Source organism: Billgrantia pellis (assembly GCF_008297955.1).
Classification (GTDB): domain Bacteria; phylum Pseudomonadota; class Gammaproteobacteria; order Pseudomonadales; family Halomonadaceae; genus Halomonas; species Halomonas pellis.
Map to the genome: position 1 here is coordinate 80159 of NZ_VTPY01000003.1, position 15349 is coordinate 95507.

Below are 15349 nucleotides of genomic sequence, written 5' to 3' on the forward strand. Positions count from 1 at the left end.
TACAAAGTAAAATCAAGTAATCGTCGCCAAATGGAGACAGTTCAACCCATTGATTTAAAAGACGACATGCGCTCAAAGCTCATCATGTCTTCATTTAGCGACACATTTTAGCACACTGTTTCGCCATCCTCTTCCTGATCTCCTGTAAGCCATTGTTTATATGGCAAACCCCTTAGTTGGCGTGGATGTTGCGTACCTGTAAGCACGTCAATGTCATGTATCTGGCCCTGAGCACCATTCGACGCCGGTAACACTCCGGCGCGATGGCGCCGTTTGGATGGATGGGCCCAACCATCAAGGAGCGACGACGATCATGAGGATTACCATCTTCGGTTCTGGCTATGTGGGTTTGGTAACCGGTGCCTGTCTGGCCGACGTCGGCCATGAAGTCTTGTGTGTCGATGTAGACGAACGAAAGGTGGCCCGCCTCAACGCCGGCGAGGTGCCCATCTACGAACCCGGCCTCGAGAATTTGATCAGCAAGAACATGGCCGCGGGACGTATCCGCTTCACCACCGATGCCGCCGAGGCAGTGAAATACGGCCTGCTCCAGTTCATTGCCGTGGGCACGCCCTCCGACGAGGATGGAAGCGCGGACCTCAAGTACGTACTGAAAGTGGCCGAAACCATCGGCGCACACATGAACGATTACAAGATCATCGTCGACAAGTCGACCGTGCCGGTAGGTACCGCCAGCAAGGTCGAACGGACCGTAGCCGCCGAGCTGGAAAAGCGGGGTCTGGATCTCGAGTTCGACGTCTGCTCCAACCCCGAATTCCTCAAGGAGGGGGCGGCGATCGAAGACTTCTCACGCGGCTCGCGCATCATCGTCGGCACCGATTCGGAGCGTGTAAAGAAAGCGATGCTGGAGTGCTACGGGCCGTATAACCGCCAGCGCGACAAGATGATGTTCATGGGCGTGCGCAGCGCCGAGCTGACCAAGTATGCGGCCAATGCCATGCTGGCGACCAAGATCAGCTTCATCAACGAGATCGCCAATCTGGCCGAGCGCCTTGGCGCCGACGTTGAGGAAGTCCGTCACGGTATCGGCTCCGACCCGCGTATCGGCTACAGCTTCATCTATCCCGGCTGTGGCTATGGCGGCTCCTGCTTCCCCAAGGACGTCAAGGCACTGGCGCACACTGCCGAGGAGATCGGTCATCCCGCCGAGATGATCAAGGCGGTGGAGCGGGTCAACGCACGACAGAAGAACAAACTGTTCGAGAAGCTCTGCCAAGCCTTCGACGGCCAGCTTGCCGGCAAGACCATCGCCTTGTGGGGCCTGGCTTTCAAACCCAATACCGACGACATGCGCGAAGCGCCCAGCCGTGCCCTGATGGAAGCCCTGTGGGAGGCAGGCGCCCGGGTCCAGGCGTTCGACCCCGAGGCTACCGAAGAGTGTCGTCGTCTCTATGGCGAGCGTGACGATCTGGTACTGGCCGACCGGCGTGACGACGCCCTGGAAGGCGCACATGCGCTGGTCATCTGCACCGAATGGAAGGCCTTCCGCACCATCGACTTTCCGCAGCTCCGCGAGACGCTTGCGGAACCGGTGGTCGTCGATGGGCGCAATCTCTACTCACCCGATACCGTCAAGGCTGCTGGACTCGCCTACTACGGCATCGGCCGAGGCGACTCCGTGCGGCCCGTGCTGGCCTGAGGTGTCGACATGACCCCCACTCCCCGAAACCATTCGACTGCCAGTCGGATCACGGAGCTGGTCACGTTCCTGTTCGGCATGGCGCTGTTGGTGGTGATCCTCAGCGAGTTGCCCGCGGAGGTGTTCTCGCCCGAGTCGGAGAGCTTCATCTTCGTCATCGGCGGGATCGCCATCTGGCGCTACTCCTGGTGGGCCATTCAGGCGGTGCGTTCGGTCTGGTACAACCGGGTCGTCTTCCCCAGGCTGCGGGCCGAAGCGGATGCCGTCGGTGAGCTGGAGCGGCCACCGGAGCTGTTCGTGCTGTGCACGTCATTCCGCATCGAGGCGCAGGTGAATTTCCAGGTCTACGATGCGCTGATTCGCGAAGCCCGCGATTACGGCGTGCCGACGACGATCTTCGCCTCGGTATCGGACCGCACCGATGTCGACGTCATCACCCACGTGATGGACGACCATGACTGGCCGTCCAACGTGGAGGTGCGCTACATGTTTCAGAAGGGGGACGGCAAGCGCTCGGCCATGGCCGAAGTGCTGCGGGCGATCTCCCGGCGCCTGCCGGCGCCGGGATCGCTGCTGATCTCGATGGACGGCGATATTCGTCTCGAGCCGGGTACGCTCTCGCGCTCGCTCTCCTTCTTCATGTCGCAGGATGACCTGGGCGCACTGACCACCAACAACCAGGCCGTCGTCACCGGTAACGACGCCACCCGCGAGTGGTACGACCTGCGCTATGCCCAGCGCCACCTGATGATGAGTTCAATGTCGCTGTCCCGGCGACTGCTGGTACTGACCGGACGCTATAGCGTGTTCCGCGCCGACCTGGCGACCCAGCCGGACTTCATCGAACTGATCGAGAGCGATCACGTGCATCACTGGCGGTTCGGCAACTTCAAGTTCCTCTCCGGTGATGACAAGTCCTCCTGGTTCTGGCTGCTGAAGAATGGCTGGCGCATGATCTACCTGCCGGATGTCTTCGTGACGGGCTTCGAAGAGTTGCCCGACCGACGCCGCTTCTTCGCCTCGACCACCGATCTGATGCGGCGCTGGTACGGCAACATGCTGCGTACCAGCAACCGCGCGATCGCCTTGGGACCGCGCCCGATGGGCATCTTCACCTGGTGGAGCCTGGTCGACCAGCGTCTCTCCATGTGGACGACCCTCGTGGGCCCAACGGTGGTAACGCTGGTCACGCTGTTCGTGAGGCCCTCGTTCTTTTTCGCCTATGTGCTGTGGATCCTGTTCACCCGCGGCATTGCCACCTTGATTCTGGCCTGGCAGCGCGGACGCTACAGCCTGCTGTGGATTCCGCTGATCTATTACAACCAGGTCTGGGGCGCGATTCTCAAGACGTATGTCAGCTTCCGCTTCAATCGGCAGAAGTGGTCACGCCAGGGCATCTCGGCGGGTGAGCCCGATGATCCGGTGGCGGCACGCCGTCAGCGTCGCATGGGGCACGTGCTGCATGGCTTCGTCTACGGCGTGATGCTGTTCGTGCTGCTGCTCGGTACAGGCGTGCTGCAGCCGCCGGACCGCGCCTCGCTGCATATCGCTCTGGATCAAGGCTGGGAGCGCAATCACGAGCCCGAGCGACTGGACCGGTGGCTCGCGGCCCTGCTCGTCGATAACCACGGCGAGACCGTCCACTTGCCCACGGGATATTTCCAGCTCGATGGCTCGCTTCTCGACGTCATCGAGCAAGGCTCCCTCTCCGACACCCGGCGTATCCGCGGAACGGCCGAAGCCACCACCCTCGCGGTCTCCCCCGCCGTGGCGGAGAGACTACGGGGGCCGGACGGCGCCCCCTTGCGGGGCGACGTCCAGTGCACCGAGCAGGACAATTGCCGAATGACCTTCAACGAACACGACCTGACTCTCGTCAACGTACGACTCAGGGTCGAACCTGCCGTCACCACAGACGTGGCGACAGCGGGACCCTGACGCAAGGAGCGACCTACGGATGGCTGATCATTTTTCCAACGATGACCCCAAGCGGCACGAGCCAACGCTCGGAGGGAACCGGGCAAGGGGCCCCGAACCAGGGTACGCCGAGTCCGGCAGCCCCAATCACGATGCCACTCGCCTGAGCAGAGGCGATCGGCTACAGCATGAACGGCGCGACGAGCGGGGCTATATCCGCGTTACGCTGCCGTTTCGTGTCGCACCCGACGATGATGAGACGACACTCGCCGGTCACGATGTCTCGCTCGGCGGTTTCTCGGCTCACAGCGAGCGCCGCTACGAACCCGGCGACCGGATCTCAGCCTCCCTGCTGATGATGGCGGGCGCCACCGAGTTGATCGTGCCGCTGCGCGCCGAGTGCCTGCGTTCGTCCGCTTCAACGGCGGGTCGGGGATACGACATCAGCTTCGAGATCGTGGAGATCGAGCCTCAGCACCGCGAACTGCTGCGCCAGATCATACGCAGCGCGCTGAGCGGCCGTTCGCCCAACATTGAAGGTTTGATGGCGGGGGAAGATCCGCAGACACCGCGCAAGCGAAAAGCGACCAAGCCGCAGCCACCCACACGGCCGCCGAGGCCGATGGGGCGTTACATCCTGCTCTTCGTCGCCATCGGCGTATTGGTCCTGGTAGGGGCAGCCACGGCCTACCGCAACTTCATGCTGATCGAACCCAGTTTCGCCGCCGTTACGGCGCCGCGCATCGACATCCGTGCCCCTGGCCCGGGCTTGCTGGGTGAGCACGAGCTGACCGCCGGCGACCGGGTCGAGCGCGACCAGTTCCTGACCAAGGTCGTCAACAGCGACCTGGAGTCGGACCTCATCCTGGCCGAGGCGGCACTGGACTACAACGAGCGGTTGATCGATAACCTGCGTGAGAATATCGAGGGCGGCGCGCAGCGGGTCAGTCTGGCCAACTCGGCGCAACCGGCCAGCGGCGACACCATGACCTTCGAGTCGGTGTCGCCCGAAATCGCCCAGGCCCGAATCGACCAGTTCGAGACGGTGCGGGATTACGAGAGTTCGCGCATCGCCGCCCTCGAGGCACGCATGGCGAGCAACGATATCTACAGCCCTTGCGATTGTCTGGTGGCCTGGGCCTTGAGCAGCGCCGACGGGGTCTACATCAACGAGAGCGAGCGGATCATGACCCTGATCCGCACCGATGAGGACGACGTGCTGGTCGAGGCGCTGGTACACATGAGCGATATCAGCCGCATCGAGCCCAATCAGCAGGCCTACGTGACCCTGGCCAACGCCTCCCAGCCGATCCGCGCCCGGGTCCGCAACGTCGCCCTCGACGTCGAACGACAGCCCCGCGCCGGTTTCCCGAGCTGGGTGCGCCAGCAGCAGAACGTCGCCAGCGTCCTGCTCGTGCCCGAGGAACCGCTGCCTGCCGAGAGCGTCGGTCAGCCCGTGGACGTGCGCTTCACCGAGGCTCCCCTGCTCGGCGCCGCCTCGGAGCGTATCTGGCAGGGGGTGCGCACCGTGATTCAATTCGGCGACGACATCTATCGCGCCGCGATTCAGGAGGATGATGATGAAAATGTCGACGATGGCTAAGGCGATCCATGCAGCGCTGCTGAGCGGGGTCGGACTGGCGGCTCTGTCGATGACGGCGTCGGCCGACGAGGCCGAGGATGCGATCGTTGCCATTCCCCAGGTGGAGGCCTGCTCGCAGCGCTATACACTGGCCGAATCCCCTCGTCCACAGCACGCCGCGAATGGTCATGAAGCGGTCCGCGAGGGGTTCCACACCAAGCGCCACTGGGGCACGAAAGAGAACGTGGATCGCCTGGCTGCCGCGCATACCGGAATCGACGAGCCCGGGCTACGGGTACACTATCCCGCCGGCACCTCCTCGCCCGGCGAAGAACCTCGCGGCGGAGCAGGCTTCTATAGCGATCCCCCCTCTCTGAGGGGGGCCGAGCGCGCCTGTCTGAGCTACATGGTGCGCTTCCCGACGAATTTCGACTTCGTCAAGGGTGGCAAACTACCGGGCCTGTATGGCGGCGAAGCCCCCTCCGGCGGGGAAGACGTCAGCGGCGAGAATGGCTTCTCCATGCGACTGATGTGGCGCGAGGAGGGGGAAGGCGAACTCTACCCCTATGTGGTCGGTTTCGAAGGAGAGTCGGTGGGCCGCGGCTTCTGGCGCTTCCCCCTCGGTCAGTGGGTGACCGTCGAGCAAGAAATCATACTCAACGACCCCGGCCAGGAGAATGGCATCGCCCGGCTATGGATCGACGGGCGACCGGTGCTGGAACAGCAGAACATCGTCTACCGCACCTCGCCCACGGTCACCATCGACGGTCTGATGTTCTCCACCTTCTTCGGCGGGACGGGCGAAGGCTGGCGCACGCCGCGAGATCAGTACGTGGATTTCGCCGCCTTCCGCTTCTACGTCCCTAGCATTTGACGATTCTCTCGAGCGCCGACGGAGTGACGCCGATCATGCCCTTCGCCCTTATCAAAGGACGCTTTACCCATCGCCTGGCAGGCCTCCTGGTGCTGACACTCATCGCGCCGTGGAGCAGCGCCGACAGCACGGAGCTGCTTACCCGTGACGAGCGGTTGGCGCTGGATCTGTCCGAGTACCGGGTCACCGATCCGGATGCCAGCTATTTCGATGTCGAGGCGCGCATGGAGCTGCTGCACGAAACCGACAACGCCATACTTCTTCAGGAGATCGACGAGCGCGCGCTGGGTCTGAGCTGTCAGCAATTACTCAATCAGGAGCCACTCACCACGCGTGGCGCCATCCCTGGCTACTACCCCAACCCCGAGGAGTGGGAACTCGCCAGCGAACCGCTGTTCGCTTTCGAGGACAGCGTCTCGGCGCTTGCTGGCGCCTTCGTTGCCAGCGGCGATTCCTTTTATGGCGAGTGCTTGGTGCGCTACCTGCATCGCTGGGCCGAGGCCAAGGCGCTGACCACGTTCGTGTTCGACTCGAACGACCCTCAAGCCTGGTTCGCCTCGGAGTCGATGCTGTTTGCCGCAGCCATGGCGTACTCCATCGTGCGTCCCTATATCGATGGCATGGAGGAGGAGCGCAAGGCGATCGAGCAGTGGATGCATGGACTCGCCCTACAGCATTCGGCGTTCCCGGGCCAGCCCGAAGAGAGCTGCTGCAACAACCATTTCTATCGCCGTGCGCTATACGCCAGCATGATCGGCGTGCTCGTCGAGGACGACGAGCTATTTCGCTTCGGGGTCAGCGCGATCTATTCCGCCCTGCATGACATGACCGAAGCGGGCGCCCTGCCGCTGGAAGTAGGTCGTGGCCGTCGTGCCACGCATTACCAGAACTATGCGCTCAACTACCTGATCACCAACATGCAGATCATCCATCGCCAGGGTTACGACATCTTCGATCTGGCGTACCGGGGCAACACGATCCACGACGGCGTGAATTTTCTCTTCGAGATTCTCGACGACCCGGCCGCTCTTGGCGATTACGCCCCGCTCGAACAGTACACGGGCTTTCTCAAGGATCCGCAGTACTTCACCTGGATGGACATCTACCTCTCACATTTCGATCACCCGCGTGTCAGCGATTTCGTGCGCCGGGTTCGCCCTCTCTACAACCGCAGCGCGGGAGGGTTCATCACGCTGTACTTCATGGATCCCGAGGCTCAGGAGCACGTCTTCCTGGATGAGGAGCGTCGCCGTAGTGACGCCTTCCGCGGCCTGGGCGAGTGAGGAACGACCCCGTTACGACACGGCTCGACACTTATGCTAGAGGGGAACACATGGAACGGACAACGAATTGGACTCGACCCACCCCAACGCTGTGGCCGGCCGCAGCGTTGCTTCTGGCTGCCTGGCTCACCGGCTGCGCCGCGACCGGTGGGCCCTCCTCTGGCAACCACGCGCCTCCCGTCCCACCGGAATACGAGGCGTGGTTCGGTGGCGTGGTCGAGGCCCGCATCGACGGGAATGATTGGGACGCCATCAATTACAGCCGTTCGCTGCTCGAGCAAGGCCGCCACGAGGAAGCCATCGAGCGCCTCGAGGCGCTCATGACGCGCAATATCCCGCCAGCGTTCTACGAGATGGGCAAGCTTTACGAGCGCGGCGAAGTGGTCGAAGAGGATCCCGCCAGGGCCGCGCAGTATTATGGAAAAGCGCTGGAGCGCCCCTCTTCCGTTCGTGGCAACGTTTCACTGAACCTCGCCCGGCTCTATCAGGAAGGCCGCGGGGTCGAGCGCAACGACGTACTGGCCTACCACCTGCTGAGGCAGGCGGTCGACGCCAATCTCAACCGAGATGCCGAAGTCCGCCTTGGCATGCTGCTGGCCGAAGGCGGTGAAGGGGTGAAAGTCGACCCCGAATACGCTCAGCGCCTCCTCGAGCACGCCGCGACGCAAGGCAACGCGAAAGCGCTGCAGGCGCTGGCCGAGGCCCATTCCGCCGGCGGCTGGCTGGAAGAGAAGCCGGCCGAGGCCATGGATTACGCCCAGCGCTACGCCGAGGTACTCACGACACAGGCCAACCAGGGCGATACCGGCGCCATGCTCCAGTTGGCCTCTCTCTACTCCGAGGACGGTCTGCTCGGCGACCAGCCCGAACAGCGCATCAACTGGCTGCGCAAGGCCGCCGAAGCCGGCGATCTCGATGCCTTGGCCAGGGCCGGTCGGGACATGTTTGCGACCGGGGAGTCTCGCCAGGGCATGGCGCTTCTGGAAGAGGCTGCCAGCCAAGGCCATGTCGACGCCATGGCCTACTACGGCGAAGCGCTGCTCAACCCTCCCGGAGGCCGGCCGGAGCCGGTGCGAGCCGAGCGGTGGTTGCGGGAAGCCATGGACAGGGGCTCGCTCGATGCCCAGGTCATCCTGGGGCGGGCGCTGGTGGAAGGCCAAGGCGGGCTCAACGACCTCCCTCGTGGCATGAACCTGCTGGAACAGGCCGCCGAACAGGACCATCCGTTAGCCCTGGCCCAGCTCGGTTCCCTCTATCTCGACGATGAACGCGTCGCCGGTCAGCCCTACATCGCCGTCGACTATCTCGAGCGCGGCCATGAGCTCGGCCACCCCTGGGCCACTCAACAGCTCGGTGCGGCTTATCTCGAAGGTCGCGGGGTCGCGCCGGAACCCAGCCGCGGCGAGGAACTGCTACGCGAAGCCGCCGCACGCGGCCAATCGGGCGCCATGCGCCTGCTGGGGGAAGCCTACCTCAAGGGAGAAACCTTGGAATTCCATCCCAGCCGCGGCGAGGAACTCCTGCATCAAGCGGCCGAGGCCGGCGATACGACGGCCATGACCCTGCTTGGCAAGGCCTATCTTGAAGGACCGCTCGACGATCCTTCACTGGGCGTCAACCTATTGACGCAGGCGGCCCAGCAAGGGGATGCCTATGCCATGGTCGTTCTGGGTCGCGCCTATCGCAACGGGGATGGCGTCGAACGCGACCTGGACGAGGCCACCCGTTGGTTGACCCGTGCTCAGGAGGCCGGTCACGAGTCGGCCGACGACGCCCTCACCTACGTCCAGCGCGATCTGGGAGCCCAGGGCGACATCGAGGCCCTGGTAGCCGCCGCCGAAGACGGGCATCCCGGCGCCATGGCCGATCTCGGTCGTGCTATTCTCGAAGGGCAAGGCGTCGAGCGTGATCCGTCCCGAGGTGAACGCTGGTTGGAGCGCGCCCATCAGGCAGGCCATGCCGGTGCCGCCGCCAGTCTGGGCAGGATGTACATGGACCGGGGCAGCCACCAACGCGGGATCGAGTACCTGGAAGCCGCCGTGGCCAGAGGGCACGCCGGTGCCAGGGCCGACCTGGGCGAGGCCTATCTGACCGGCAATCACGTCGAGCGTGACATGGAACGTGGCCTGGAGCTGGTCACCGCCGCCGCCGAGGCGGGATCGCCGCATGCCGCCTTTACGCTGGCCGAGCTCTATCAGCAGGGAGATGATGTCGAGCAGGACGCCGAACAGGCAGAACGCTGGTACCAACAGGCTATCAACGGCGGCGCTCGCTACGCCAAGGCCGGCCTGGGCAGGGCGCTGCTCCGCGGTGCAGGTGCCATTGATCAGGACGTCGACCGGGGCCTGGAGTTGTTGCAGGAAGCGGCCAACCAGGGAGATCCCGGCGCCCAGGCGACCCTGGGGCGTGAATACCTGCGTGGCGAGGTGCTCGAGCGGGATCCGGAAAAGGGAGCCGACTACCTCTACGAGTCCGCCAGCCAGGGGCACGCCAGCGCCCGCCTCGCCCTGGCCGAAGCCTATCTGTCCGCCCGTGGTCTGGAGCGCGCCAACCAGGAGCAGGCTCTGCTATGGCTGGACGAGGTCTTCGAGAGCGAAGGCCAGCTTGCCATCGAGACCCTGCGCCAGTTGCTCACCGATGAAGCGGCAGTGGCCGCGGCGGGCGAGGTCGAAGTGGCCGAGGACGAATGAGGCACCGATCGGGTCCGCCCTTGCGGGCCCGATCGTTTCTCACGCAAGCGGCAGGAAGCGAAGATGATATGAGTTTCGCACGCACGGTTGATGCTCGCCGTTGGCGTGGCGCTGACATGCCTGATCGGCATGTCCATTTACAACCGCGATACCGGTGGCTACGCCACGCTCTATTTCATGGATCCCGAGGCACAGACGCCTATCAGGCTGGATGAAGAGGAGCGCAAGACGCGTGCCTTCGAAGGGCTTTCCGCCAACTGAGTGACATCGACAAACATGGGCGAGGCCGGCACCAGGCCGGCCTCGTGGGGCATGTCTCGGCCCCGTCAGGGCGAATGCGCCGCGTCCCTAGCCCTCGAAGGGATTGCGCAACACGATGGTCTCGTTGCGGTCGGGTCCGGTGGAGACGATATCGATCGAAGTGCCCACCCGTTCCTCGAGGAAACTGATGTACGAGCGGGCATTGGCCGGCAGGTCCTCGATGCGCTTGGCGCCCAGGGTCGACTCGTTCCACCCCGGCAAGTCCTCGTAGACCGGTTCGATCGCCTCGTAGCCCTCGGAATCGACCGGGTTCTCGATCACTTCGCCGTCCTTGCTGCGATAGCCCACGCAGACGCGAATGTTTTCCAACCCGTCGAGCACGTCGAGCTTGGTCAGGCACAGTCCGGACACCGAATTGATCTGCACCGCATGGCGCAGCGCTACCGCATCGAACCAGCCGCAGCGACGCGGCCGGCCGGTGGTGGCGCCGAATTCATGGCCACGCTCGGCCAGGTGGCGGCCATGCTCGTCGAAAAGCTCGGTGGGAAACGGGCCGGAGCCAACGCGTGTGGTATAGGCCTTGGTGATCCCCAGCACATAGTCGAGATAGAGCGGACCGACGCCGGAACCGGTGGCGGTCCCGCCAGCCGTGGTGTTGGAGCTGGTGACAAAGGGATAGGTGCCGTGGTCGATATCGAGCAGTGAGCCCTGAGCGCCTTCGAAGAGAATGTTCTCACCGGCGCGACGCAGCTGGTGCACCAGACTCACGGTATCGCAGACCATGAGCCGCAGCTCTTCCGCCATTTCCATGGCGTGATCGAGGACCTGCTGGAAGTCGACGGCCTTTTCGCCGTGGTAATTGACCAGCACGAAATTGTGGTAGTCGAGTACTTCGCCCAGCTTGGAGGCAAATCGCTCACGGTGAAGCATGTCCCCCAGACGCAGGCCGCGACGCGCCACCTTGTCTTCGTAGGCGGGGCCGATACCGCGCCCGGTGGTGCCGATCTTGGCCACACCACGGGCTTTCTCGCGAGCCAGGTCAAGGCGGGCATGGTACGGCAGGATCAGCGGACAGGCCGGCGACAGGCGCAGGCGTTCACGCACCGGCACCCCCTTGGCCTCGAGCTCACGAATCTCCTTGATCAGCGCTTCGGGCGACAGCACGACGCCGTTGCCGATGACACAGGTCTTGTCCTGGCGCAGGATGCCGGAGGGAATGAGGTGCAATACGGTCTTCTCGCCGTCGATGACCAGCGTATGGCCGGCGTTGTGACCGCCCTGGAAGCGCACCACCGCCGCCGCGGACTCGGTCAGCAGATCGACCACCTTGCCCTTGCCTTCGTCTCCCCACTGGGTGCCCAGTACGACTACGTTCTTGCCCATTGTCTCTCGTCTCTCGTGTCAGCGCCGCGTACGTGCGCGTCGATGATCCGGCCCGCGGGCCGCGCTCGGAACCGGCGCGCGTCGCCGGTGTCGTCCTGTTGTGGCATCCGTCGCTAGAACAGATGCCTAAAGTGCCACCGTCTGCCAGCGGCCATCATCATGCACCAGCCGACGGCTGCAGCGGTGTGCCTCGGGCGGCGTCGACTGGCCGGGCAGTGCCCGTACCACCCGGTGCCCACCCGCACGCAGTGCGGCGATCGCCTCGGCCACGCCCTCCCCTTCGGCAGGCGCCCAGATGCCGTCGCACGCCGGCTCGCTCTGCACCAAGGTGGCCAGCTGCTTCAGATCCATCGAGAAGCCCGTGGCCGGCCGTGCCCGACCGAAGGCATGACCGGTATCGTCGTAGCGCCCCCCCTTGGCCAGGGCCTGACCGTAGCCCGGCACGAAGGCGGCAAACATCATCCCGGTGTGATACTGGTAGCCGCGCAGTTCGGCCAGATCGAAATAAAGATCAACCTCGGGATGCTCACGCTGCACGCCGCGATGCAGCGCCCTCAGCTGCACTAGGGCCTCCTCGACCGCCGGCGGTGCGCCGTCGAAAGCGCGGCGAGCCGTCTCCAGCACGTCGGCATCGCCGTGCAACCGACCCAGCGCCATGAACATCTCCGCCAGGGCCGGATCCGCAACGCTCGCCTCCACCTGGGCCGCCAGCGCCCCGGGCGACTTCAGTTCCAACGCCTCGAACAGCGCGCGCTCCTGATCGGGATCCAGCTCGGCCGCCTGTACCAGGCTACGGTAGATACCGATGTGGCCCAACGCCAGGTGCACCTCGTCGGCACCGGCGACCTTGAGGCTCATCAGCGCCAGTTGCAGGATTTCGAGATCGGCTTCCAGCCCGGCATGGCCGAACAGCTCGACCCCGACCTGCACCGGACTGCGTCCCCCCTGGTGCGGGTCGGCCTTGGCACGCAGCACGTTGGTGCAATAGCACAATCTGGCCGGCCCCTGATGGCGCATCGAATGCGCATCCATGCGCGCCACCTGCGGGGTCACGTCGGCGCTGACCCCCATGAGGCGACCGGTGAGCTGGTCGGTGAGCTTGAAGGTCTGCAGCTCCAGGTCGGTGCCGGTTCCGGTCAGCAGCGAGTCGAGAAACTCCACCGGCGGCGGCATCACCTGGTCGTATCCCCAGCAGTAGTAGAGATCGAGCAGCGCCCGGCGCAGCTCTTCCATACGGCTCGCCTGGGGCGGCAGCACCTCGTCCATGCCGTCGGGCAATAGCCAGCGGTCAGCAATGGTCATGTTGTCAATCCTGCAAGACGAAGGGGCGGGACGAAAAGATACGAAGGCAAAAAAGGCCCACAAAAAAACCGGGCCACGCCCGGTTGACGGATTCTACCACGTTTGATGGCCGGTTGAACCCTGCGAGGGCACGGCGGCCAGCCCAGGGGCCGGCCGCCGCAGCGATCTCACTCCTCGCCGGAAGTGTCGTCGAGTGGCGTCGGCCCCTTGAGATAACGGAAGAAGTCGCTCGAGGGGTCCAGCACCAGCATGTCGCGCTCGCCGTCGAAGCTGGCACGATAAGCGTTCAGGCTGCGCCAGAAGGTAAAGAATTCCGGATTCTGGCCATAGGCCTCGGAAAAGATCGCCGCTGCCTCGGCATCCCCTTCACCGCGCAGGGTCTCGGCACGCTCGTTGGCCTGGGCCAGCAGCACCTGACGCCGGCGATCGGCGTTGGCGCGAATCCGCTCGGCCTCTTCCTGACCCTGGGCACGCCACTCGCGGGCTTCCCGTTCACGTTCCGAGCGCATGCGGTCATACACGGCAGTCGACACGTCGTCGGGCAGGTCGATGCGCTTGACGCGGATGTCGAGGATCGACACGCCCAACTCGTCGCGCATCAGCGCGTCGAGCTCCTGCGTGGGCCGGATCATCAAGTCGTCGCGACGTTCGGCGATGATCTGCTGCAGATCCAGGCGGCCGAATTCGTTACGCAAGCTCTCATCGACCCGCGGCTGTATCAGGCGGATCGCCATCGTCTCGTCACCCGAGGTTGCCTCGTAGTAACGCGTGGGATTGACCACCTGCCATTTGACGAAGGAGTCGACGATCACCGCTTTCTGCTCGAGCGTCAGGTAACGGCTGGTATCAGTATCCAGCGTCAGCACCCGGGTGTCGAACTTGCGCACGGTCTGGGTGATCGGCACCTTGAAATGCAGCCCCGGTTGGATATTCTCTTCGATGACCTCACCGAAGCGCAGTTTTACCGCCCGCTCGGTCTCGTCGACCACGTAGAGACTGTTGCTCGCGAGCCAGGCCACCGCTGCCAGGCCGCCCACGATGATCAAGGAACGATTGTTCACCATTTTTAGCGGCCCTCCCTGCGAATACCACCGTTATTGCTGCCTTGCGACGTCGACGAGGAACGCAGGCGCTCGAGCACGCGCGGATCGAGTTCGCCGCTCTCGCCGTCGGCATCGCTGCCGCTTTCTCCCCCGCCGCGATTCCCACCGCCGGGTCGCTGGTCGAGAGGCAGGTACATCAAAGGGGCGTCATCGCTGACGTCGAGCAACACTTTCGGCGTGCGGGCGAAGACATCGGCCATGGCATCGATGTAGAGGCGTTCACGCATGATCTCCGGTGCATTGCGGTACTGAGAGAGCAATGCATTGAAGCGGTTGACCTGACCCTGGGCCTCGGCCACCACGGATTCGCGATACCCCTGCCCCTGCTCGACCAGACGCTGCGCCTGGCCCTGGGCGGCCGGGATGATGGCGTTGGCGTAGGCCATCCCCTCGTTGATGGTGCGCTGACGATCCTCGCGCGCCCGAATCACGTCGTCGAAGGCATCGATGACCGGCGCCGGCGCCGATGTCGATTCGATGTTGATGGTTTGCAGGCGAATCCCGGTACCGTAACTATCCAGGTAGGTCTGCAGACGACTCGCCACGGAGTTGCCGAGGATCTCGCGTCCCGAGGTCAGAATGTCGATCATGTCGGTGCCGCCGACCACGTGGCGAAGCGCACTGTCCAGCGCGTTCTCGATGGAGAGCTGCGGATTGCGCACGTTGAGCACGAAATCGCGCGGGCTGTTCACCTGGTACTGGGCCGAAATCTCGACTTCGACGATATTCTCGTCGCGAGTCAGCATCGACTGGGTCTGGGTCAGAGAACGCACACGCGTCACGTTGACCATGCGCACGTCGTCGATCAGCGGAGGATTCCAATGCAGCCCCGGATTGACGACTTCCTGGAACTTGCCGAAACGCAGCACCACACCACGCTCCGACTGGTCGACCAGATAGAAGCCCAAGGCCGCCCAGATACACAGGGCAACAATGAGCAGCAGCCCGGGCAGAGCGAAGGTATTGCGCGGGCGACCGCCCCCCTTGCCGCCGCGACCGCCGCCGCCCTTGCCGCCGCGACCGCCAAGCATGCTGTTGAGCTTGTCCTGAAACTTCTTCAGCGCCTCGTCAAGATCGGGAGGTCCCTGGTTGCCGCCACGGTTCCCACCACCGCCGCCATTGCCGCCGCGTCGCCCCCCGCCACTCCAAGGGTCATGCTGGTTACCGCCACCCGGCTCATTCCAAGCCATACGTCGTCTCCACTATGCGTTGCCCCCTCGCCGACGTCGCCGCGGCCAGAGAGTCGGTTGCCATCCTGTCTTTGGCGCCGAAGGCGCCCGATACCGTTATCGTG

Annotated in this window: 11 protein-coding genes; 7 read left to right on the forward strand and 4 right to left on the reverse strand. The window is 64.1% G+C overall.

Annotation, left to right across the window (positions count from 1 at the left end; all coding sequences use genetic code 11):
- Positions 1-313: 313 nt before the first annotated feature.
- The 7 genes from F0A17_RS06285 (at position 314) to F0A17_RS20565 (ending at position 10267) form a co-directional block, all read left to right on the forward strand.
- Positions 314-1660, forward strand: coding sequence for a UDP-glucose dehydrogenase family protein (locus F0A17_RS06285; protein ID WP_149327511.1), 1347 nt, complete (start codon positions 314-316; stop codon positions 1658-1660).
- Positions 1661-1669: 9 nt separating this feature from the next.
- Positions 1670-3598, forward strand: a complete 1929-nt coding sequence (locus F0A17_RS06290; protein ID WP_149327512.1) for a glycosyltransferase — start codon at positions 1670-1672, stop codon at positions 3596-3598.
- A 19-nt stretch (positions 3599-3617) separates the two neighbouring features.
- Positions 3618-5180: an alginate biosynthesis protein Alg44 gene (locus tag F0A17_RS06295; protein WP_149327513.1), complete on the forward strand. Its 1563-nt coding sequence runs from the start codon at positions 3618-3620 to the stop codon at positions 5178-5180.
- Positions 5164-6033, forward strand: a complete 870-nt coding sequence (locus F0A17_RS06300; protein ID WP_228716824.1) for a polysaccharide lyase — start codon at positions 5164-5166, stop codon at positions 6031-6033. The genes F0A17_RS06295 and F0A17_RS06300 overlap by 17 nt, the downstream gene beginning before the upstream one ends.
- 35 nt (positions 6034-6068) lie before the next feature.
- Complete coding sequence (locus tag F0A17_RS06305; RefSeq protein WP_149327514.1) at positions 6069-7316, forward strand: alginate lyase family protein; 1248 nt, start codon at positions 6069-6071, stop codon at positions 7314-7316.
- Positions 7317-7366: 50 nt separating this feature from the next.
- The gene (locus tag F0A17_RS06310) at positions 7367-10006 is read left to right on the forward strand and encodes a tetratricopeptide repeat protein (protein WP_149327515.1); all 2640 of its coding nucleotides are present in this window, start codon (positions 7367-7369) and stop codon (positions 10004-10006) included.
- 90 nt (positions 10007-10096) lie between these two features.
- The gene (locus tag F0A17_RS20565) at positions 10097-10267 is read left to right on the forward strand and encodes a hypothetical protein (RefSeq protein ID WP_187774641.1); all 171 of its coding nucleotides are present in this window, start codon (positions 10097-10099) and stop codon (positions 10265-10267) included.
- An 87-nt stretch (positions 10268-10354) separates the two neighbouring features.
- Here F0A17_RS20565 and F0A17_RS06315 read toward each other — a convergent pair whose 3' ends face one another.
- The 4 genes from F0A17_RS06315 to hflK form a co-directional block, all read right to left on the reverse strand.
- A complete protein-coding gene (locus F0A17_RS06315; protein ID WP_149327516.1) occupies positions 10355-11650 on the reverse strand; it encodes an adenylosuccinate synthase in 1296 nt (431 codons plus the stop codon).
- A gap of 126 nt (positions 11651-11776) precedes the next feature.
- Positions 11777-12952, reverse strand: a complete 1176-nt coding sequence (locus F0A17_RS06320) for an ATP phosphoribosyltransferase regulatory subunit (RefSeq protein ID WP_149327517.1) — start codon at positions 12950-12952, stop codon at positions 11777-11779.
- A gap of 167 nt (positions 12953-13119) precedes the next feature.
- Positions 13120-14016: a protease modulator HflC gene (gene hflC, locus F0A17_RS06325; RefSeq protein ID WP_149327518.1), complete on the reverse strand. Its 897-nt coding sequence runs from the start codon at positions 14014-14016 to the stop codon at positions 13120-13122.
- Between the two features lie 2 nt (positions 14017-14018).
- On the reverse strand, positions 14019-15245 hold the full coding sequence (gene hflK, locus F0A17_RS06330; RefSeq protein WP_149327519.1) for an FtsH protease activity modulator HflK: 1227 nt from the start codon (positions 15243-15245) through the stop codon (positions 14019-14021).
- Between the last annotated feature and the right edge of the window lie 104 nt (positions 15246-15349).

Coding starts and splice junctions, on each gene's coding strand:
- F0A17_RS06300 (WP_228716824.1), top strand. CDS start 5,164: ATGTCGACGATGGCTAAGGCGATCCATGCAGCGCTGCTGAGCGGGGTC.
- F0A17_RS06315 (WP_149327516.1), bottom strand. CDS start 11,650: ATGGGCAAGAACGTAGTCGTACTGGGCACCCAGTGGGGAGACGAAGGC.
- F0A17_RS06305 (WP_149327514.1), top strand. CDS start 6,069: ATGCCCTTCGCCCTTATCAAAGGACGCTTTACCCATCGCCTGGCAGGC.
- F0A17_RS06295 (WP_149327513.1), top strand. CDS start 3,618: ATGGCTGATCATTTTTCCAACGATGACCCCAAGCGGCACGAGCCAACG.
- F0A17_RS06290 (WP_149327512.1), top strand. CDS start 1,670: ATGACCCCCACTCCCCGAAACCATTCGACTGCCAGTCGGATCACGGAG.
- hflK (WP_149327519.1), bottom strand. CDS start 15,245: ATGGCTTGGAATGAGCCGGGTGGCGGTAACCAGCATGACCCTTGGAGT.
- F0A17_RS06285 (WP_149327511.1), top strand. CDS start 314: ATGAGGATTACCATCTTCGGTTCTGGCTATGTGGGTTTGGTAACCGGT.
- F0A17_RS06320 (WP_149327517.1), bottom strand. CDS start 12,952: ATGACCATTGCTGACCGCTGGCTATTGCCCGACGGCATGGACGAGGTG.
- F0A17_RS06310 (WP_149327515.1), top strand. CDS start 7,367: ATGGAACGGACAACGAATTGGACTCGACCCACCCCAACGCTGTGGCCG.
- F0A17_RS20565 (WP_187774641.1), top strand. CDS start 10,097: ATGCTCGCCGTTGGCGTGGCGCTGACATGCCTGATCGGCATGTCCATT.
- hflC (WP_149327518.1), bottom strand. CDS start 14,016: ATGGTGAACAATCGTTCCTTGATCATCGTGGGCGGCCTGGCAGCGGTG.